The organism is Embleya sp. NPDC050154, assembly GCF_044460165.1.
Lineage (GTDB): Bacteria > Actinomycetota > Actinomycetes > Streptomycetales > Streptomycetaceae > Embleya.
In genome coordinates, this window is sequence record NZ_JBITJP010000036.1 from 87,772 (window position 1) to 107,098 (window position 19,327).

The window sequence follows — 19,327 nt, forward strand, 5'->3', positions numbered from 1 at the left end:
GGTGGTCCTGCCGTCCAATTCTGACGCACCTGGACCGCCGACGCGGACGTCCGGCCGATCGAGCCCCCGCGGCTTTCCCCGTCCGCGCCGTCCCGCGCGTGCCGCCGCGTCATCCGTACGTGTCTGCCGCCCGCGTGGGCCCACGCTGTGGGGTGCGTACGGTCATAACGTTCCGGTATGCCATTGCCATCCCGGAAGACCTCGGGTCCGTCCGGATCCCCCGATCGTGTACATGTCCTCTGGTTCCGTCGTGATCTCCGGCTGACCGATCATCCGGCACTGCACGCCGCGGCCGGAACCGGCTTTCCCGGCACCGGGGACGGCGAGCCCGCCCGAGTGTTGCCGCTGTTCGTCCTGGACCCGGTCCTGTGGGACGCCTCCGGGCCCGCCCGCCGGGCACACCTGATCCGCTCGCTGCGCGCCCTGGACGCGGACCTGCGCGAGCTCGGCGGGCGTCTGGTGATCCGCGCGGGCGACCCGACCCGCGAGCTACCCGCGCTCGTGCGCGCGGTCGGCGCCGCCGAGGTGCACGTCAGCGCCGACTTCGGGCCCTACGGACGCACCCGCGACGCGGCCGTCGCGGCGGCCCTCGAAGTGCCGCTGCGGGCCACCGGATCGCCGTACGCGGTGGCCCCGGGGCGGGTGCGCAAGGCCGACGGGTCGCCCTACCGGGTGTTCACGCCGTTCCTGCGCGCGTGGCTCGAGCACGACCGGCGCGCCCCGCTGCCGCGACCGACCGATCTCACGTGGGCGTGGGCCGACTCGGTCGACTACCCGGCCGCCCCCGCGCCCGCCGGGGTACGCCTGCCCGAGGCGGGCGAGCGGGTCGCGCGCGAGACCTGGGACGAGTTCCGCGCGCACGGCCTGGACCGCTACCGCGAACTGCGCGACCGGGCCGACCTGAACGGCACCTCACGGCTGTCGGTGCACCTGAAATTCGGCGAGATCCACCCGCGCACACTGCTCGCCGGCCGGGTCGACGAGACCTTCCGCAGCGAACTGGCCTGGCGCGAGTTCTACGCCGACGTGTTGTGGCACCAGCCGGAGACCGCCCGCGAGTACCTGAACCGGGACATGGCCGACATGCGCTACGACAGCGGCCCGGACGCAGACGCGCTGTTCGACGCGTGGCGCGCGGGCCGGACCGGCTTCCCGTTCGTGGACGCGGGGATGCGGCAACTGCTCGCCGAGGGCTGGATGCACAACCGGGTGCGCATGGTGGTCGCGTCCTTCCTGGTCAAGGACCTGCACCAGGAGTGGACGCGCGGCGCGGCGCACTTCATGCGGCACCTCGTGGACGGCGACCTCGCCTCCAACAGCCACGGCTGGCAGTGGACCGCGGGCTGCGGCACGGACGCGTCGCCGTGGTTTCGGGTCTTCAATCCGATCACCCAGGGCCGAAGGTTCGACCCCGACGGGGACTACGTCCGGCGCTACGTCCCCGAGTTGCGCGGCATCGCGGGCAAGGCGGTGCACGAGCCGTGGCGGATCGGCGTCGAGGGCTATCCCGACCCGGTCGTCGAGCACGCCGAGGAAAGACGCGTCGCGCTCGACCGCTACCAGGCGATCCGGCGGTAAGGTGCCGGATCCGCGTACGCACGGCGGATCCGTATACGAAGCTCGGAACACACCGAAACGAACGGGAGGACCGGGGATGGTCGAGCTGGGTGCGCGCTACCTCGACGCGGCGATCGCGCTGCTGGAGCGACTGCGGGACGAAGAGCTGCCCACCGTCGACCGTGCCGCGGACCGGATCGCCGAGGCGTTGGCGGCCGGTGGCCGGCTGTTCGTGTTCGGCGGCGGCCACTCCGCGCTCGCCGCGCAGGACGTGATCTACCGCGCGGGCGGCCTGATCCTGGCCAACCCGCTGATCGCCCCAGGCAACGAACTGACCGTGCGCCCGATCACGGTCAGCACCGCGGTGGAGAAGCTCGCCGAACTGGCCGGCCCGGTCCTGGACGGCGCGGGCCTGCGCAAGGGCGACGCGCTCGTGGTGATCTCGTTGTCCGGACGCAACGGGCTGCCCGTGGAGCTGGCCCGTCAGGCGCGCGAGCGCGGCGTGCTCGTGATCGGCGTCACCTCGATCGTGGCCAGCAGGGCCGAGTCGCCCAGGCATCCGTCGGGTACGCGAGTCCTCGACAACTGCGACATCGTCCTGGACACCGCCATCGCGCCCGGCGACGCCGCGCTGGAGGTGGACGGCGTACCGCAGCGGATCGGCCCGACCTCGGGCGTGGTGTGCTCGGCGGTGCTGCAGACACTCATGGTCGGCGTGATCGGCCACCTGGTTTCCCGGGGGGTCGAACCCCCGGTGTTCATGTCCGCGAACGTCGAGGGCGGAGCCGCGTGGAACGAGCGGTTGCTGGCCGAACACGCGGACCGGATCTTCTACCTGAGGTGAACCCGGCAGTGCATCCCAACGCACGGTCCCAGTCTCCCGATCGGCGGGCGCCGGACCGGCAGACCCCGGACCGACGGTCTCCCACCGCTCCGCCGCCGGCGGCGGACCGACGGTCTCCCACCGCTCCGCCGCCGGCGGCCGAGCCGGTCGAGGTGCCCGACCGGCGCTCGGCCGCGATCGTGGTCCCGGCCCGCTTCAACGGGCCGCCGGGCATGGGCAACGGCGGCTACCTGGCCGGGCTGCTGGCCGCGCGAGCGAGCGGCGGGACGGCCTCCGGGGTGACCGTGACGCTGCGCCGCGCGATGCCGCTGGATCGGCCGCTGCCGGTCACCCGCGACGCCGCTACCGGCGGGCTGACCCTGGGTCGGGAGGACGGGCCGATCGCGGAGGCGATCCCGGTCGACGCCGCGCTGCCGCTGCCCACGCCGATCGACGCGGCCACTCCGGCCGAGGCCCGCGAGGCGAGCCGGGCCTTCCCCGGCTTCGCGGCGTGGAACCCCTACACCGAATGCTTCGTGTGCGGCACCGGGCGCGCCGAGGGCGACGGCCTGCGGTTGTTCCCCGGCCTGCTCGCCGACCGTCCGGACACCAACGCGTGCGTGTGGACCCCGCACACCTCGCTGGTGGCGCCCGGTACCGAGCAGATCGGGCCCGAGTTCGTCTGGGCCGCGCTCGACTGCCCCGGCGGCTGGACCGGGATGGACGCCGACACCGCGCTCCTGCTGGGCCGGATGACCGCGTACGTGTACGCACTGCCCTATCCCGACGAACCGTGCGTCGTGCTCGGCCGCCGACTCGGCCGCGAGGGCCGCAAGGTGCGCACCGCGACGACGCTCTACGACGCCGAGGGCCGGGTGGCCGCGCACGCCGAACAGGTGTGGATCGCGCCGCGCACCTGACGCCCGCCGCACCGGCCGGCGCGCGCACCCGTGCGACACGCCCTACGGTTGCGGATCGCGCGCGTCGTAGCGCCAGAAGCCGCGCCACCGCAGCGACAGCACGATCACCAGGACCACGCAGGCCAGGCCGCCGCTGACCACCGAGATGCGCTCGGTGGTCAGCGACGCCACCGACCCGGCCTCGAAGTCGCCCAGCCGTGGCCCGCCGGCGACCACCACGATGAACACGCCGGCCAGTCGCCCACGCATCGCGTCCGGCGTCGCCACCTGCATGATGGTGTTCCGGAACACCATGCTGATGGTGTCCGCGCAGCCCGCCAGGGCGAGCAGGATCAGTCCCAGCCACAGCGGACCGCCCAGCCCGAACACGGTGATGCACGAGCCCCACGCGATCACCGCGAGCACCACCGCGCGCCCCTGCCGCCGCACGCGGCCCAGCCAACCGGAGAACAATCCGCCCGCGAGCGCGCCGACCGCCGGCGCCGCGACCAGCAGGCCGACCGTGGTCGCCCCGCCGCCGTACAGCGTCGCCGCCATCGCCGGGAACAGCGCGCGGGGCATGCCGAACACCATCGCGACGATGTCGGTCAGGAACGTCATCCGGACGTTGGGCCTGCCGCGCAGAAAACGCAGCCCCTCCAGCACCGAGGCCCGCTTGCGCCCGTCCTCGGCCCGGGTCGGCGGCATCGACGGCAGCCGCCACATCGCGTACAGCGCCGCGGAGAAGGCGATCGCGTCGATCAGGTAGGCGGCCTGGAAGCTCCACAGGCCGATCACCAGGCCGCCCAGCATCGGCCCGACCGTCATCGCGAGGGCCATCGCTATCGAGTTCAGCGCGTTGGCCGCGGGCAGCCGCGCCGGCGGCAACAGTTTGGGGAGCATCGAGGTGCGCGCGGGGTTGTTCACCGCGAAGAACGCCGACTGCACCGCGACCGCCACGTACAGCAGCCACACCTGTGCGAGGTCGAGGAACGCCTGCCCGGCCAACACGATCGACACCGCGGCGAGTCCGCTCGCGGTCACCAGGCCGACCAGTCGGCGGTCCAGGCTGTCCGCGATCGCGCCGCCGAGCAGCCCGAACACGATCAGCGGAAGCACCGAGCACAGCCCCACCACCCCGACCGCGAAATTGGACCCGGTCAGGTCGTACACCTGGATCGCCACCGCGACGGCGGTCATCTGCTGGCCCAGCGAGGACACCGAGTGCCCGAACCACAGGCGACGGAAGTCGGGGAACTCGCGCAGCGGGGTCACGTCCGCCAGGACGGCTTTGGCGAAGCGTTTCGAGGCAGGGGGCACCCGCCTCATCCAATCCCAATGCCCCCTGCATCTATTCCTGATTTCGATGTGGGATCGGGCACCCCGAAAATGCGTTGCACCCGCCCACGAGCGGATCTAACCTCACTGGCACACGGGAGAGGAGGTGGTCTGAAGTTGCATAGCATTCGGACGCGTGAGGTGGCTGCCCGCTAGCCGCCACTCCGGTTTACCGGCTCGGCAGGCCCCGTCGTGAGTGCACCGCGACGGACGCAGGCAGGCGGCCGGCAACACCAGGCAGACACCCGACCCGCAGGTCGCCGGGATCGTCCCCCGGCCTTCGTTCCACCTCACCGAGGTGGACGGAGAAGCGACCTGCGGGTCGCTGTCGTTCACGGACCCGATGACCGACCCGGCGGCGAACCCGGTCGCGCCGAAACTCGTCCGACCCGACGACCGGGGGCCCGCGACCCATTCCGGTTCACGGGCTCAGTCGCTCGACCCGCCACCTCGACCCCTCGTCGCCCTCGCGCAGGTACAGCAGTCGGTCGTGCATCCGGTTCTCGCGCCCCTGCCAGAACTCCACCGCGTCCGGCCGGACCCGAAAGCCGCCCCAGAACTCCGGCACCGGGATGTCGTCGATGGCCGCGAATCCGGCCTCGGCCTCGGCGTACCGCTTCTCCAACTGCTCGCGCCCGGAGACCGCGGCGGACTGCTCGCTCGCCCAGGCACCGATCCGCGAGCCGCGCGGCCGGGAGCGGAAGTACTCGGCGGTGGTCTCGCGCGACACCCGTTCGGCCGAACCGGTCACCACTACCTGACGCGCGAGCGCGTGCCACGGGAACAGCAGGCTCACCGCCGGGTTCGCGGCCAGTTCGGCGCCCTTGCGCGAGCCGTAGTTCGTATAGAAGACGAAGCCCCGTTCGTCGAACTCCTTGAGCAGGACGGTGCGGGTGCTGGGCCGTCCGTCCGGCGTCGCGGTGGCCACGACCATCGCGTTGGGCTCGGGCAGTTCGGCCGCCGCCACCTCGGCCAGCCAGGCGGTGAACAGCGGGAAGGGGGTCGGCGGCAAGGCGCCGACGTCGATGCCTTCGCCTCGGTACTGCCGGCGCATCGCGGCAAGCTCGGTGAACTCCACGGACAACGAGTACCACCAGTCGCCCGCCCCCGGCACGATCACCCCCGACGAGTGACCATCGGGTGACCGACCCGGGCCGATTTGTGCCGGACCTCACTCGCCCGGGTGCGTTCCGGCGTAGGTCGTCTCGATATCAAGAGATATCCTGACCGACGGACTTCGATCGGCCCATACCTTCAAGCGAGGCACCATCCCGAGCCTCGCCCGGACCGAGCGGAACACCTCCCCGAATCACCGGCGGATCCCAGGTGCGGAGCTTGATCGGCACCATGCGCCCCGGCCTTTTCGGGGGAAGACACGGTGTGGTAGTGCGGGGTATGAAGGACCCGGCCACAAGTCAGTCGAGATCGCATGAGGAGCCGCCTGATGTCCGAGTTCGTACCCGGGCTCGAAGGAGTCATAGCGTTCGAGACGGAGATCGCCGAACCCGACAAGGAGGGTGGCGCGCTCCGGTACCGAGGTGTGGACATCGAGGATCTCGTCGGCCACGTCTCGTTCGGCAATGTCTGGGGCCTGCTGGTGGATGGGGCGTTCAACCCCGGCCTGCCACCGGCCGAACCGTTTCCGATCCCGATCCATTCGGGCGATGTCCGCGTGGACGTGCAGAGCGCGCTGGCCATGCTCGCCCCGGTGTGGGGTCTGAAACCGCTGCACGACATCGACGACACCCAGGCGCGGGACGACCTCGCCCGGGCCGCCGTGATGGCGCTGTCGTATGTCGCCCAGTCGGCCCGCGGCTTGGAGAAGCCGATGGTCCCGCAGAGCGAGATCGACAAGGCGCAGACCATCGTCGAGCGCTTCATGATCCGCTGGCGCGGCGAGCCGGATCCGCAGCACGTCAAGGCGGTCGACGCCTATTGGACGTCGGCGGCCGAGCACGGCATGAACGCCTCGACGTTCACCGCGCGGGTGATCGCCGGCACCGGTGCCGACGTCGCGGCGTGTCTGTCCGGCGCGGTCGGCGCGATGTCCGGCCCGCTGCACGGTGGTGCGCCCTCGCGCGTGCTGCACATGATCGAGGAGATCGAGCGCACCGGCGACGCCACGGCGTACGTCAAGGGCGTCCTCGACCGGGGCGAGCGCCTGATGGGTTTCGGCCACCGCGTGTACCGCGCCGAGGACCCTCGCGCACGTGTGCTGCGACGGACGGCCAAGGAGTTGGGAGCGCCTCGCTACGAGGTGGCCGCGGCACTGGAGAAGGCGGCGTTGGAGGAGCTCCAGGCTCGGCGCCCCGACCGCATCCTGGCCACCAACGTGGAGTTCTGGGCCGCGGTGATGCTGGACTTCGCCCAGGTGCCGGCCCACATGTTCACCTCGATGTTCACCTGCGCCCGGACCGCCGGGTGGAGCGCGCACATCCTGGAGCACAAGCGCACGTCGCGTCTGGTGCGTCCGGCCGCCCTGTACGTCGGCCCGGGCACCCGCCCGATCACCGAGGTCCCGGGCTACGACGACACGGTCCGCAACCTGAAGCACTGAGCGTTCGACGCGCTCGACGCTCACCCGGAGCCCCGCCACCCGTCAGGGTGCGGGGTTCCGTCATGTCCGGCCCGGCTCCGGGTCCGGTCGCGCGCCACGGGATCCCGGTCAGACGCGACCTTCCAGGATGGCCACCTGGCGCTCGTCGTCGGCGCGGGGGCAGGTGCCGCACAGCGCGTCGGGCTCCAGCGTGTACCAGAGGCAGCACACGCTCTGGGTGCGGTGGCAGTGGGTGCGGCCCTCGGTGCCCCGGAGGGTACGGAATCCGGCGTCGCGCTTGAACCGGCCGGTGTCGCCGGGAAAGAGTTCGCCGAGTTCGCGGACCGCGCGCTCGCCCTCGTCCGCGCCCAGCGAGCGGCCCAGGTACCAGACCGCGCTCACCACCTCGTCCGCCACCATCCCCCACACCACCCGCTCGCCGCGCCGCAGGTGCGGCCGGAACGCGGTGAGCAGCGGCTCCAGGTGCTCGGACACCGCGCGCAGCAGCACCGCGCGCAGGGCGGCCTCGTCGGCCACCACCCGCGCGCCGGGAGCGCCCGCGTCCGGGTCGTCGGGCAGGCACGCGAAGGCGTTCGAGGTAACGGTGAGGCACTTGCTCGACCGTTCCGGCGAGAGGTCGAGCCATACGTCGTCCAGGTCCACCAACGGGACCCGGCGGCTGAGGAACCACGGCCCGGCGAACATCAGGCACGCGTACCAGGCGTAGCCGTGCAGGGCCCACATCGCGATCGCGTCCGCGCGCGGCTCGGCGGCCACGGACGCGGTGATCCGCTGCCGCTCGGCGGTCAGCACACCCTCGAGCACCTCGGGGTCCTCGGCCACGCGCGCCACGCGCAGCAGACCCGCCCGCGGATGCCCCGCCTCGACCGTGATCAGCGGACACGCCGCGCCGAGCCCGCGAAAGGTCTCCGTCAACGCGGGGCAGGGCCCGGACTCCCGAAGATCGACCAACGTCATGATCCGAAGGTAAGGCTTGCCTAACCCGGATGTCCACGTAAGTGATCGAGATGTCCCGCACATCACCCGTGTGCCGGGCGACCGCTCGTCGGCACACCGACCGAGGTCCGCGGCGGCCGGGCCGGCGCATAGGGTCGTGCGTCATGGATACCGCCACGCCCGAACTGACCTACGGCGACATCAGGAACGCCGCCGACCGCATCGTGGGCCAGACCCAGCCGGTCACCATGATGCCGATCCATCCGTCGCCGCACGTGTGGCTCGCGTTGGAGTACATCCAGCACACCGGGTCGTTCAAGGCGCGCGGCGCCGCGAACTTCACCACCGCGCACATCGAGGCGGGCACCATGCCCGAGGCCGGCGTGGTGATCGCCTCCGGCGGCAACGCGGGCCTCGCGTGCGCGTGGGCGGCGCGCAGCGCCGGGGTGCGCTCGACGGTGTTCCTGCCGGAGACGGCGCCGCGGATCAAGGTCGAGCGGCTGCGCACGTACGGCGCGGACGTGCTGCTCGTGGGCCGGGAGTACGCCGACGCGCTGGAGGCGTCGCGACGGTTCGCCGAGGACACCGGCGCGCTGTTGTCGCACGCGTACGACAACCCGCTGATCGCGGCGGGCGCGGGGACGCTGGTGCCGGAGATGGTCGCGAGCCTGCCCGGCACGCTGGACACGGTCATCGTCTCGGTCGGCGGCGGCGGTCTGTTCGCGGGCGTGGCGACCGCCGCCGAGGAACACGGGATCCGCACCGTCGCGGTCGAACCGGAGAACTGTCGGGCGCTGAACGCCGCGCTGGAGGCGGGCGAGGTCGTGGACGTGCCGACCGACTCGATCGCCGCCGACTCCCTGGGCGCGCGCCGGGTCTCCGCCACGGCGCTGGCCACGGCGCAGCGCACCGGCGCGTTCTCGGTCCTGGTCTCCGACAAGGCCATCGTCGAGTCCCGCCAGGCCCTGTGGGACAACTTCCGCATCGTCGTCGAACACGCCGCCGCCACGGCCCTCGCCGCCCTCTCCACCGGCGCGTACACCCCGGCCGAGGGCGAAAAGGTCGCCGTCATACTGTGCGGCGCCAACACCGACCCGGGAAACCTGGTCTAGAACCCGCGGTCCGGAGCACGGGGTACCGGGGCCACCGCGAGCGTGGGATCGCGCGGTGGCCCGGACCGTCCGGATTCAGCCGATGTCGGCGCCGTAGACGTGGTCGACGGCCATCGTCATCAGCACCCGGCGGTCGGCGACCATCACCGCGCGGTATTCGGCCCAGTCCGGGTGCTCCCCGGCGGCACGGCGGTAGTAGTCCACGAGCGCCTCGACCTCCGGGCCCTCGGGGTCGGTGCCCGGTCCGACGAGGGTCACCGTGCCCTCGGCCGTGGCCCAGGAGCGACCGTCGGGGCTGGTGACCTCCAGGGCCGCTCGCGGGTCGCGGCGCAGGTTCGCCGTCTTGGCACGGCCCTCGGTCATCGAGACGTAGAGGACACCGGCCTCCCCGTCGTAGAACGGCATTACCGGGGAGAGCTGGGGGCGGCCGTCCGATTTGATCGTGGCGAGGACCCCCAGGCGGCTTTCGGCGAGGAGCGTGCGCGGGTTGAACGCTGTGTCGGTCATGTCCGGTGCCAAGTCGCGATCGCCCGCCGGCTATTCCCCGCGCCGCGCACACGGGTGACCGTCACGGCCGCACCACCGGGTCCGGGTCCGGGGCCGACGGCAGTGCGGCGGCCAGGAGTTCGGCCAGGTGCACCGGGCGGCGGTCGCTCACGTGGGTGATCTGGGTGCGGCAACTGAACCCGTCGGCCAGGGTCACCGCGTCCGGTCCCGCGGCCGCGAGCGCCGGCAGCAGCCGGTCCGCCGCGACCGCCCGCGACACCTCGGCGTGCGCCGCCTCGTAGCCGAAGTTGCCCGCCAACCCGCAACAACCGCCCGCGAGTTCGCCGGTCAACCCGGCTCGGGCGCGCAACCGCCGGTCGGCCGCGTCGCCCAGCACCGCGTGCTGGTGGCAGTGCAGTTGGCCGGTCACCTCACGATCGAGCACCGGCGGCGCCCAGTGCGGCGCGTACTCCTCCAGCGTCTGCGCGAAGGTCTTGACCGAGTCGGCCAGGCCGTCCGCCGACCGGCCGAGCAACTCGGGTACGTCGGTGCGCAGCGCCGCCGCGCAGGACGGTTCCAGACCGACGATCGGCAGCCCGGCCTCGATCGCCGGCCGCAGGGTGCGCACCGTACGGGCCATCACCCGTCGCGCGATGTCCAGTTGCCCGGTCGAAACCCAGGTCAGGCCGCAGCACACCGACCCCGGCGGCACCACCACCTCCAGTCCGGCCGCCTCCAGCACCTCGACCGCCGCGCGCCCGACCTCGGGTCGGAACCGGTTGCCGAAGGTGTCCGGCCACAGGACCACCCGGCGGCGCGAACTCCCGCTCACGCGCGGCCGATCGCGCCACCACCGGGTGAACGGCTCGGGCGCGAACGGGGGGATCTCCCGGGTCCGGTCGAGCCCGGCCAGGCCGAGCGCCGCACGCCGCAGCGCCGGCACCCCGGCCGCCGCGTTGGCCAGGCCCGCCAGGCCCGGCACCGACCCCATCGCGCGCGCCAGCAGCGGCAGATTGCCCAGCGCGTAGTGCGCCGCCGGCCGCAACCGGCCCCGGTAGTGGTGGTGCAGGAACTCGGCCTTGTAGGTGGCCATGTCCACGTCCACCGGACAGTCGCTGCGGCAGCCCTTGCAGGACAGGCACAGGTCGAGCGCGTCGCGGACCTCGGTGGAGCGCCACCCGTCGGTGATCACCTCGCCGATCAGCATCTCGTGCAGCAGCCGGGCCCGCCCGCGCGTCGAGTGCGCCTCCTCGCCGGTTACCCGGTACGACGGGCACATCACGCCGCCCGAGGAGGTGTCGGCCGACTCGCGGCATTTGCCCACCCCGACGCAGCGCCGTACGGCCGCCGCGAAGTCGCCGCCGTCGGCCGGGTAGCCGAACTCGACCGATACGGGTGTGCGCATCCCGGCGAACCGCAGATTGCCGTCCACAGGGTGTGGACGAACCACGATGCCCGGGTTCAACAACCCCGCCGGATCCCAGATCGCCTTGAACGCGCCGAACAGTTCGACGATCTCCGGTCCGTACATCCGGGGCAGGAACTCGGCCCGGGCCTGTCCGTCGCCGTGTTCCCCGGAGAGCGAGCCGCCGTGCGCGACCACCAGGTCCGCCAGGTCGGACGAGAACGCCCGATACGCCGCGACGCCACGCGTGGTGAGCAGGTCGAAATCGATCCGGATGTGCACGCAGCCCTCGCCGAAGTGCCCGTAGGGCAGGCCGCGCAGGTCGTGCCGGTCCATCAGCGCGGCCAACGCGCGCAGGTACGCGCCGAGCCGCTCGGGCGGCACCGCGGTGTCCTCCCAGCCCGGCCACGCCTCCGAGCCGTCGGCCATCCGGGTCGCGGTGCCGGACGCCTCCTCGCGGATCCGCCACAGCGCGCGCTGCCCCGCCGGATCGGTGACCACCCGCGCCGGTCCGGAACCGGCCAGCGCGTGTGCGCGCTCCTTCGCCTCGGCGACCGTGTCCGCGCCGACCTCGACGAACAACCAGGCCGCGCCCGGCGGCAGTGCCACGTCGCGCGCGGACGCGGCCAACGCGACCAGGCCCGCGCTCAGGCTCTCCACGGTGAGCGGGCCGTGCGGCAGCAGGCCGGGCGCCGCGTCCGCCGCGGCGAAGTCGTCCGGGAAGCCGAGCACCACCAAGGCGCGCGCCTTGGGCGCCTCGACCAGGCGCAGGCCGGCCCCGAGCACCACGACGCAGGTCCCCTCGGTGCCGACCAGGGCCCGGGCGAGGTCGCGTCCGTGCTCGGGCAGCAGTCGATCCAGGGCGTAGCCGGAGACCCGGCGCGGCAAGGCCGGGAAGCCCCGCCGGATCAGCGCCAGGTTGGCGTCGGCGAGGTCGGTGAGCGCGGCGTGGATCTGGGCGGCGCGGCCGGTGGTGGGCACCGTCTGATCCCGGCCGACCCGCATCCGGGTGCCGTCCATGGTCGCGACGTCCAGCCATTCGACGTTCGCGCTCGTGCGGCCCCAGGCGACCGAGTGCGACCCGCAGGCGTCGTTGCCGATCATGCCGCCGAGCGTGCAGCGGCTGTGTGTGGAGGGGTCCGGGCCGAAGGTGAGCCCGTACCGGCCGGCCGCGCGGCGCAGGTCGTCGAGCACCACGCCGGGCTCGACATGCGCGACGCGGGTCGCCGGGTCCACGTCGTGGATGCGGTTCAGGTGCCGGGCCAGGTCGAGCACCAGGCCGTTGCCGGTGGCCTGACCGGCGATGCTGGTGCCGCCGCCGCGTACGGTCACCGGCACGCCCCGCTCGTGGCACACCGCGAGCGCCGCGAGCACGTCCTCGGCGTCCAGCGGGGCGATGACCCCCGGCGGCACCTTGCGGTGGTTGGAGGCGTCCATCGAGTACAGCGCGCGGGCCTGCGGGTCGAACCGGACCTCGCCGCGCACCCGCGCCCGCAGCGCGCCTTCGAGGTCCCCGAGCTGTGCCGTCACCACGCCATCCTCACTCGTTACGCCGACCCGACCGTCGAACGCCCGCCGCCGGGCGCGTGTCGCCCACCCGTCGAGACGCCCCCGTGCCACATGCCGGGCGCGATCGTCTCATTGTGCGGAATACACATCACCCACGAATCGGACACGACTACGCTCTCCGCGTGGCCGAGATCCAGATTCCCGCAGCGCTCATGCCCGCCGACGGCCGGTTCGGTTCGGGCCCGTCCAAGGTACGTCCCGAGGCACTCGCCGCTCTCGCGGCGACCGGTACCTCTCTCCTGGGCACCTCGCACCGGCAGGCGCCGGTGAAGAACCTGGTGCGCCGGGTTCGCGAAGGTGTCGGCAGCCTGTTCTCCCTGCCCGAGGGCTACGAGGTGATCCTGGGCAACGGCGGCGCCACCGCCTTCTGGGACATCGCCGCGTTCGGCCTGGTCGAGCGCAAGTCCCAGCACCTGTCGTTCGGCGAGTTCTCCTCCAAGTTCGCCACATCGGTCAAGGCCGCGCCGTGGCTGGAGGAGCCGACGGTGATCAAGTCGGAGCCGGGCACGCACCCGCTGCCGCAGGCCGAGGCGGGCGTGGACGTGTACGCCCTGACCCACAACGAGACCTCGACCGGTGTCGCGATGCCCATCGCCCGGCCGGCCGGCGCCGACACGGGCTCGCTGGTGCTCGTCGACGCGACCTCCGCGGCGGGCGGGCTGCCGGTGGACGCGGCCGAGACCGACGTGTACTACTTCGCACCGCAGAAGAACTTCGCCGCCGACGGCGGTCTGTGGCTCGCCGCGTTCTCGCCGGCCGCGCTGGAGCGCGCGCAGCGGATCGCCGCGTCGGACCGCTACATCCCGCCGTTCTTCGACCTGGCCACCGCGATCGACAACTCGGTCAAGGACCAGACCTACAACACGCCGGCGCTGAGCACGCTGTTCCTGCTCGCCGACCAACTCGACTGGATCAACGGGCAGGGCGGCCTGGACTGGGCCGTCGGGCGCACCGCCGACTCGTCGGGCCGGCTGTACGGGTGGGCCGAGAAGTCCTCGTACGCGAGCCCGTTCGTGACCGACCCGGCGGCCCGCTCGCAGGTGGTCGGCACGATCGACTTCGCCGACTCGGTGGACGCGGCGGCGGTGGCCAAGGTGCTGCGCGCGAACGGCATCGTGGACACCGAGCCCTACCGCAAGCTGGGCCGCAACCAGCTCCGGGTGGCGATGTTCCCGGCCGTCGAGCCGGCCGACGTCGAGGCGCTGACCGCGTGCGTCGACTACGTGATCGAGCAGCTCTGATCCGCGTTCGCGGCGCCTGAGGGGCCGCCGCCCCGGACCGAACCGGTCCCGGGGCGGCGGCCCTTCGGCGATCAGGCCCGGTTCCGGCCGCCGAGGCGGCGATACGCGAAGAACAGCACCACCAGGCCGACCACGGCCAGCACACCCGGGCCGTACGTCTTGGCCTTGTCCATCCCGGAATCGCCGTCGCTCTCGTCGCCGGCGGCCGTGCTCGCGTCGCTGGAGGCGGTGCCGCCGGCCGACTCTGCTCCGGGCTTGGCACCGGATCCGGCGCGCACCGAATCCGGCCGGTTGTCGCCCTTGAGCTCGACCCGGCGCACCTGGCTGCCCTTGCCCTCGCTGCCGAACAGCAACTCCTTGCCGTCCCGGCTCCACGCGACCGACTCGCCCTGGCGCTGGATCGGCACGGAGACCCCGGCCAACTCCTTGCCCGGCGCGGCGAACACGGTGGCGGAGAAGTAGCCGCGCAACACGAACCGCGACCCGTCCGGCGCGAACGCGCCGTCGGTCACCGTCGAGCCTCCGGCGGAGATCCGCTTGAAGGTGTTGATCCCGGTCGCGGAGAGCTGCTCGGGCTGCTCGTACAGGCCGCCCTCGGCCTCCTTGCTCGCGATGTAGAGCTTGTTCGTGCGCGGGTCCAGCAGCAGCGCCTCGGCGTCGCGCGGGCCGTTGTCGTACTTGACCCGGAATTTGGTCGGCTTGACCGTCGCGTCGGCCAGCGTCGCGGGCTCGGCGAAGCGGTAGATCCACACCTCGGGCCACTTGCCGTGCAGGTTGTCGCCGATGTCGCCGACGAACAGCGCGGGCTTGCCCGCGTCGTCCTTGCCGACCGTGATCGCCTCCCAGTCCCGCGCGTCCACACCGGACAGCGTGATGGTCGCCTTGGTGGCGCCGTCCTTGCCTATCGCGTAGATCCTGGGCGCGTCGGAGCTGTCGTTGTGCGTCCAGTAGACGTCCGGGTGTTGCGCGCTGGCCACCAGGCCGCTGGACTCGGTGATCCGCTCGTCCTTGATGGTCAACAACACGTCCGAATCGGCCGCCGCCGACGCCGGTACCGCCACCGCCAGGGCAACGGCCGCCGTCAGGGCGCCGAGGCCGCGCATCCGGCGCTTTCCCACGCGCTTCACCCGTCCCGTCCTGTCATGGGTCCAGCCTGCCGGCCCGGCCCCGGTCCCCGTCGGGTCGGGGACCACTTTGCGACGGCTCGGCTGAAGCCATTGCGGTTTGCCGTGTGTCGGGGATGGGATGGGAGCTTCGTGGGCGTCGGCATCCGGAGTCTTCCATGACACTTGTCAAGGCATGTCTGAACGGCACACGGCGCCCCGAGGAGCACCCGGCGCTTCCGCTGACACCGGCGCAGATCGCCGCGGACAGTCGAGCCGCGGTGGCCTCGGGCGCGTCCATCGTGCATGTGCACCCGCGCGGGCGCGACGGTCGGGAGAGCCTGGCGCCGGACGTGATCGCGGCGGTGCTCCGGGCCATCCGGGGCGCGGCCCCGGGCGTGCCGATCGGGGTGAGCACAGGCGCGTGGATCGAGGCTGGCCCGGACGCCCGGCTGGCCGCGGTGCGGGCCTGGCGGGTGTTGCCCGACCTGGCCTCGGTCAACCTGTCCGAGCCGGGCTCGGTCGAACTCGCCCACGCGCTCGCGCACTTGGGTGTGGGGGTCGAGGCGGGGGTGTGGACCGAGGCCGACGCGGAGCTGCTGGTGGAGCAGGATCTGGCCGCGGTGTGCACCCGGATCCTGGTCGAGGTCGAACGCGCCGATCCGGTGGACGCGCTGGACGAGGCGGGACGCATCCTGACCGTCCTGGACCGGCACGACATCGGCGTGCCGCGCCTGTTGCACGGCGCGGACGAGTCCGCGTGGCCGGTCCTGGACGCCGCGATCGCGGCCGGCCTCGACACCCGGATCGGGCTGGAGGACACCCTGCTGGACCCGGAGGGCCGCCGGGTCCCGGGCAACGCGACGCTGGTCCGGATCGCCGCCGATCGGGTCCGCGCGGCGGGCAACCCGCACTGATCCGCGGTCTCGGGGCCGGCCCGGCTCCGACGTTGTCGCCCGCACCCGCGGTCGGCACGTCGGCGCAGGGGCGCGGACGCGTCAGCGCATGAGCGCGCCGATGATCACGGCGATGAGCAGGAGGGCCAGGGTGGCCGTGACGACGCGGGTTCTGGTGCGGGGATTCACGCCCCAGAGCCTACGCGGCGCGGGCGCGCGACCGAATTCCGGTCGGGCGCCCGCGCTCGCGGGTCAGACCATCGAGGCCGCCAGACGGCGGCGGAAGGCGGTCAACACGGTGCGGTCGCCGGTCTGCGAGACGACCGAGCCGGGCCTGCGGCCCCACAGGTAGAGGAGCAGTTCGGCGGGCTCGCCGGTGACCGCCGCGTCCGTGAACCCCTGGTCGCGGGACATGCTCACGCCGGAGCGCTGCATGGTCAGCCGCCAGTGGTGCCGGTTGCTGTGCACGCCGATCGTGCGCCCGCTCGCGCCGTCCTTGGCGCGGCCGTCGTAGTGCGCCGGGAGCAGGACCCCCAGCACTTCGTCGATGCCGTCCAGGGCCTGCTGGGCGTCCAGCGGTCCCGGGGTGCCGACGGCCATCTCGATGTCGGCGCGATGCACGGCGGCCTCGCGCGCCATCCGGCGGATCAGGAAGCCGGCGGTGCCCGGGTCGGGTCCCCCGCTCTCCACGCCCTCCGCGACGCCGGGTTCGAGGTCCTCCCCCTCGATCGGGTCGAGCGGGTCCCGCCGGGCCATCTCGGTCACGAGCGCCGCGTGCGCCCGGGTGTAGGTGTCGAGCAGTTCCCCCTTGTTCGCGCCGCCCGCGACCGGGCGACGCTCCGGGCGCAGTTGCCCGGTGGCGCTGTTGTACATGAGCACGGAATGTCGCACGACGTCGGCGACCGTCCAACCGGGACAGGACGGTACCGGCGCGTCCATGTCCGTGACGGCCGCCTGGCCCAAGCGGAGACCCTCCGCCTGGAACAGGTGCTGGAACCGCACGTAGTCCATCGTTCAAGGATTCCAGCGTTCCGGGTGACGTGTCGATGGCCTGGGTCACCCCAGGGCGTGAATCCCTCGTCAAGAAAAGGTGTATCGCACACCTGTGCTGACGCTGTGTCAGATCTTGACCACGGGATTACCGAACTCCGACCGTGTCGCCGTGGCTGCCGGCGCCGCCGGCCTCATGGCGCGCACCACCGTGCTCGGCCGCAGCCGGATCCCGGCGTGCCGGGCGAGCAGCGCGCCGACCACGAGCGCCGCGGCCAGCGAGATCAGGCCGCCCACGAGCAACCCGGTACGCGGTCCGAAACTCTCCGCCAGCCAACCCGTCAGCGGGCCGCCCAGCGGGGTGCCGCCCATGAACACGAGCATGTAGATGCCCATCACCCGACCACGCATCGCCGGGTCGCTGCCCAGTTGCACGGTCGAGTTGGCCGCCGTGTTGAAGGTCAGTCCGGCGATCCCGATCGGCACCAGGAGCAGCGCGAAGCTCCAGTAGCCGGGCATCAGCGCGGCGATCGTCTCCAGCAGGCCGAACGCGATCGCGGCGCCGACCAGGACCCGCAACCGGGTCCGGCCGCGCTTGGCGGCGAACAGCGCGCCCGCCAGCGAGCCGACCGCGAACACCGTGTTCAGCAGCCCGAACGAGCCGGGTCCGGCGTGGAAGACGTCGTTGGAGAAGGCCGCGAGGGTGACCGCGAAGTTGTAGCCGAAGGTGCCGATGAAGCCGACCAGCGCGATCGCCACCAGCAGGTCCGGACGGCCGCGCACATAGCGCAGCCCCTCGCGGAGCTGGCCCTTCTCGCGCGACACCACCGGCATCGTGCGCAGCTCGGACTCGCGCATGGCCAACAGGCCGAGCAGCACCGCGATGTAGGACACCGCGTTGACCGCGAAAACCCACCCGGTGCCGATCGCGGTGATCAGCAGACCGCCGACGGCGGGGCCGACGATCCGGGCGAGCTGGAAGTTGGCCGAGTTCAGGCTGACCGCGTTGGCCAGGTCCTTGCGACCGACCATCTCGATCACGAACGCCTGGCGCGCGGGGTTGTCCACCGCGGTGGCCATGCCGAGACCGAACGCGAGCAACCACACGTGCCACACCTGGACGGCGTCGCTCAACACCAGGACCGCCATCACGGCGGCGAGCAGACCCATCACGGTCTGCGTACCGATCAACAACAGGCGCTTGCGGTAGCGGTCGGCGATCACGCCGCCCCACAGGCCGAACAGCAGCATGGGCAGGAATTGCAGCCCGGTGGTCACACCCAGCGCGGTCGCGCTGCCGGTGAGCTTGAGCACCAGCCAGTCCTGCGCGATGCGTTGCATCCAGGTGCCCGTGTTCGACACGGTCTGGCCGGCGGCGAACAGCCGGAAGTTGCGGTTTCGTAGTGATGAGAAGGTGCCGGCTGTCGCCGCCACGGGCTCCCCTTTCGTCGTACGTTCGGCCGAGGCCGGATGAACATCCGTCCCTGAACCGAACCGCGACGCGGGGCGCCTGAGCAGGCCCTAGGCCTGCGCCAGCTTCTCCAGCACCGGCAGGGCCGCGCGCAACGCCTCGTTCTCCTCGGGCGTGAGCCGGGCCAGGTGTTCCGCCAGCCAGGCGTTGCCCAGCCTGCGGTTCTCCTCCACCACGGCGGCGGCGGGCTCGGTCGCGGAGACCACGACCTGCCTGCGGTCGTCGGCGTGCGGCTCACGCCGCACCAGGCCGCGCTCCTCCAGGCCGGCGATCACCCGCGTCATCGACGGCGGCTGCACCTTTTCCTGCCGGGCCAGTTCGCCCGGAGTCATGGCGCCGCGCACGACGAGCACGGTCAACACCGAGAGTTGGGTGGGACTCAGGGTCTCGTCGGCCCGCTGGTTGCGCAGGCGACGGGAGAGCTTCAGCACCGAGGCACGGAGGGCTGCCACCGTGGCACGGTCGGGTTCGGACGGGGACACGTTTCTTAGCTTAACTCTTTACTCTCGCTAACTTCCAATGGTTTACGTCCCAGGGATATTCCCGGGACGCGGGCAAGTTTCCACCGGCGACCTTCCCCCTCCTGAGCCCGACGGAGATCCACACCCCCGACGGCACCCCCGGTCCACGTCGGCGGTCCACCGCCGACATCGCCGCCCCGGTCGCCTTCCTCCCCCGAACCGCCCAACCCCTGGCCACCTCCAGCGACTCCTACCTGGCCCCGCCACCCCTGACCCCCACAACCACCCCACCCGCCCCGCCCAACCCCCGGCGCGTCAGCGCCCCCGACCCCGGCCCACCCCCACTGATCGACGCGCGAAGCGCGGAGAGCGGCGGAGCCGCAAGCTGGGGCTTCGTGCCCCGGAGCGAAGCGGAGGGACACGAAGCCCCGAGCGAGGCACCGCTTTTTCTTGGAGGAGCGAAGCGGGGGAAAGAAAAAGCGG

The 19,327-nt window shown here is 72.4% G+C and carries 16 protein-coding genes; 7 read left to right on the forward strand and 9 right to left on the reverse strand.

Going from position 1 to position 19,327, the window contains the following annotated elements:
• The first annotated feature begins 177 nt into the window (after positions 1–177).
• From ACIBSV_RS45300 to ACIBSV_RS45310, 3 genes are all read left to right on the forward strand, one after another.
• Complete coding sequence (locus tag ACIBSV_RS45300) at positions 178–1,578, forward strand: cryptochrome/photolyase family protein (RefSeq protein WP_395873366.1); 1,401 nt, start codon at positions 178–180, stop codon at positions 1,576–1,578.
• 76 nt (positions 1,579–1,654) lie between these two features.
• On the forward strand, positions 1,655–2,401 hold the full coding sequence (locus ACIBSV_RS45305) for a sugar isomerase domain-containing protein (RefSeq protein WP_395873367.1): 747 nt from the start codon (positions 1,655–1,657) through the stop codon (positions 2,399–2,401).
• 152 nt (positions 2,402–2,553) lie between these two features.
• Positions 2,554–3,300 carry a hypothetical protein gene (locus ACIBSV_RS45310; RefSeq protein ID WP_395873368.1) on the forward strand — a complete coding sequence of 249 codons (747 nt, stop codon included), beginning with the start codon at positions 2,554–2,556 and terminating at the stop codon, positions 3,298–3,300.
• Positions 3,301–3,342: 42 nt separating this feature from the next.
• Here the strand turns inward: ACIBSV_RS45310 and ACIBSV_RS45315 are convergent, their stop codons facing one another.
• A complete protein-coding gene (locus tag ACIBSV_RS45315) occupies positions 3,343–4,599 on the reverse strand; it encodes an MFS transporter (protein ID WP_395873369.1) in 1,257 nt (418 codons plus the stop codon).
• Positions 4,600–5,038: 439 nt separating this feature from the next.
• A complete protein-coding gene (gene pdxH, locus ACIBSV_RS45320) occupies positions 5,039–5,671 on the reverse strand; it encodes a pyridoxamine 5'-phosphate oxidase (RefSeq protein ID WP_395873388.1) in 633 nt (210 codons plus the stop codon).
• Between the two features lie 390 nt (positions 5,672–6,061).
• On the opposite strand from pdxH, the gene ACIBSV_RS45325 reads away from it, so the two are divergent.
• Positions 6,062–7,174, forward strand: coding sequence for a citrate synthase 2 (locus ACIBSV_RS45325; RefSeq protein ID WP_395873370.1), 1,113 nt, complete (start codon positions 6,062–6,064; stop codon positions 7,172–7,174).
• A gap of 108 nt (positions 7,175–7,282) precedes the next feature.
• Here ACIBSV_RS45325 and ACIBSV_RS45330 read toward each other — a convergent pair whose 3' ends face one another.
• On the reverse strand, positions 7,283–8,131 hold the full coding sequence (locus tag ACIBSV_RS45330; protein WP_395873371.1) for a (2Fe-2S)-binding protein: 849 nt from the start codon (positions 8,129–8,131) through the stop codon (positions 7,283–7,285).
• A 143-nt stretch (positions 8,132–8,274) separates the two neighbouring features.
• Here ACIBSV_RS45330 and ACIBSV_RS45335 point away from each other — a divergent pair, with 143 nt between their 5' ends.
• Positions 8,275–9,222, forward strand: coding sequence for a threonine/serine dehydratase (locus ACIBSV_RS45335; protein WP_395873372.1), 948 nt, complete (start codon positions 8,275–8,277; stop codon positions 9,220–9,222).
• A 75-nt stretch (positions 9,223–9,297) separates the two neighbouring features.
• Here the strand turns inward: ACIBSV_RS45335 and ACIBSV_RS45340 are convergent, their stop codons facing one another.
• Both ACIBSV_RS45340 and ACIBSV_RS45345 read right to left on the reverse strand, forming a co-directional pair.
• Complete coding sequence (locus ACIBSV_RS45340) at positions 9,298–9,729, reverse strand: PPOX class F420-dependent oxidoreductase (RefSeq protein ID WP_395873373.1); 432 nt, start codon at positions 9,727–9,729, stop codon at positions 9,298–9,300.
• A 61-nt stretch (positions 9,730–9,790) separates the two neighbouring features.
• Positions 9,791–12,646: an FAD-binding and (Fe-S)-binding domain-containing protein gene (locus ACIBSV_RS45345; protein ID WP_395873374.1), complete on the reverse strand. Its 2,856-nt coding sequence runs from the start codon at positions 12,644–12,646 to the stop codon at positions 9,791–9,793.
• Between the two features lie 158 nt (positions 12,647–12,804).
• On the opposite strand from ACIBSV_RS45345, the gene serC reads away from it, so the two are divergent.
• On the forward strand, positions 12,805–13,923 hold the full coding sequence (serC, locus tag ACIBSV_RS45350; RefSeq protein WP_395873375.1) for a phosphoserine transaminase: 1,119 nt from the start codon (positions 12,805–12,807) through the stop codon (positions 13,921–13,923).
• A gap of 71 nt (positions 13,924–13,994) precedes the next feature.
• On the opposite strand, the gene ACIBSV_RS45355 is transcribed toward serC, so the two are convergent.
• Positions 13,995–15,050, reverse strand: a complete 1,056-nt coding sequence (locus tag ACIBSV_RS45355; RefSeq protein WP_395873376.1) for a hypothetical protein — start codon at positions 15,048–15,050, stop codon at positions 13,995–13,997.
• A gap of 155 nt (positions 15,051–15,205) precedes the next feature.
• On the opposite strand from ACIBSV_RS45355, the gene ACIBSV_RS45360 reads away from it, so the two are divergent.
• Positions 15,206–15,943: a 3-keto-5-aminohexanoate cleavage protein gene (locus ACIBSV_RS45360; protein ID WP_395873377.1), complete on the forward strand. Its 738-nt coding sequence runs from the start codon at positions 15,206–15,208 to the stop codon at positions 15,941–15,943.
• Positions 15,944–16,174: 231 nt separating this feature from the next.
• Here ACIBSV_RS45360 and ACIBSV_RS45365 read toward each other — a convergent pair whose 3' ends face one another.
• From ACIBSV_RS45365 to ACIBSV_RS45375, 3 genes are all read right to left on the reverse strand, one after another.
• Positions 16,175–16,933 carry a maleylpyruvate isomerase family mycothiol-dependent enzyme gene (locus ACIBSV_RS45365; protein ID WP_395873378.1) on the reverse strand — a complete coding sequence of 253 codons (759 nt, stop codon included), beginning with the start codon at positions 16,931–16,933 and terminating at the stop codon, positions 16,175–16,177.
• 108 nt (positions 16,934–17,041) lie between these two features.
• Positions 17,042–18,346, reverse strand: a complete 1,305-nt coding sequence (locus ACIBSV_RS45370) for an MFS transporter (protein ID WP_395873379.1) — start codon at positions 18,344–18,346, stop codon at positions 17,042–17,044.
• 87 nt (positions 18,347–18,433) lie between these two features.
• Positions 18,434–18,835 carry a MarR family winged helix-turn-helix transcriptional regulator gene (locus ACIBSV_RS45375; RefSeq protein ID WP_395873381.1) on the reverse strand — a complete coding sequence of 134 codons (402 nt, stop codon included), beginning with the start codon at positions 18,833–18,835 and terminating at the stop codon, positions 18,434–18,436.
• Positions 18,836–19,327 lie beyond the last annotated feature (492 nt).

Excerpts from the sequence above, each read along its gene's own strand:
- ACIBSV_RS45300 (WP_395873366.1), top strand. The coding sequence starts at position 178 with ATGCCATTGCCATCCCGGAAGACCTCGGGTCCGTCCGGATCCCCCGAT.
- ACIBSV_RS45305 (WP_395873367.1), top strand. The coding sequence starts at position 1,655 with ATGGTCGAGCTGGGTGCGCGCTACCTCGACGCGGCGATCGCGCTGCTG.
- pdxH (WP_395873388.1), bottom strand. The coding sequence starts at position 5,671 with ATGCGCCGGCAGTACCGAGGCGAAGGCATCGACGTCGGCGCCTTGCCG.
- ACIBSV_RS45325 (WP_395873370.1), top strand. The coding sequence starts at position 6,062 with ATGTCCGAGTTCGTACCCGGGCTCGAAGGAGTCATAGCGTTCGAGACG.
- ACIBSV_RS45330 (WP_395873371.1), bottom strand. The coding sequence starts at position 8,131 with ATGACGTTGGTCGATCTTCGGGAGTCCGGGCCCTGCCCCGCGTTGACG.
- ACIBSV_RS45335 (WP_395873372.1), top strand. The coding sequence starts at position 8,275 with ATGGATACCGCCACGCCCGAACTGACCTACGGCGACATCAGGAACGCC.
- ACIBSV_RS45340 (WP_395873373.1), bottom strand. The coding sequence starts at position 9,729 with ATGACCGACACAGCGTTCAACCCGCGCACGCTCCTCGCCGAAAGCCGC.
- ACIBSV_RS45360 (WP_395873377.1), top strand. The coding sequence starts at position 15,206 with ATGACACTTGTCAAGGCATGTCTGAACGGCACACGGCGCCCCGAGGAG.
- ACIBSV_RS45365 (WP_395873378.1), bottom strand. The coding sequence starts at position 16,933 with ATGGACTACGTGCGGTTCCAGCACCTGTTCCAGGCGGAGGGTCTCCGC.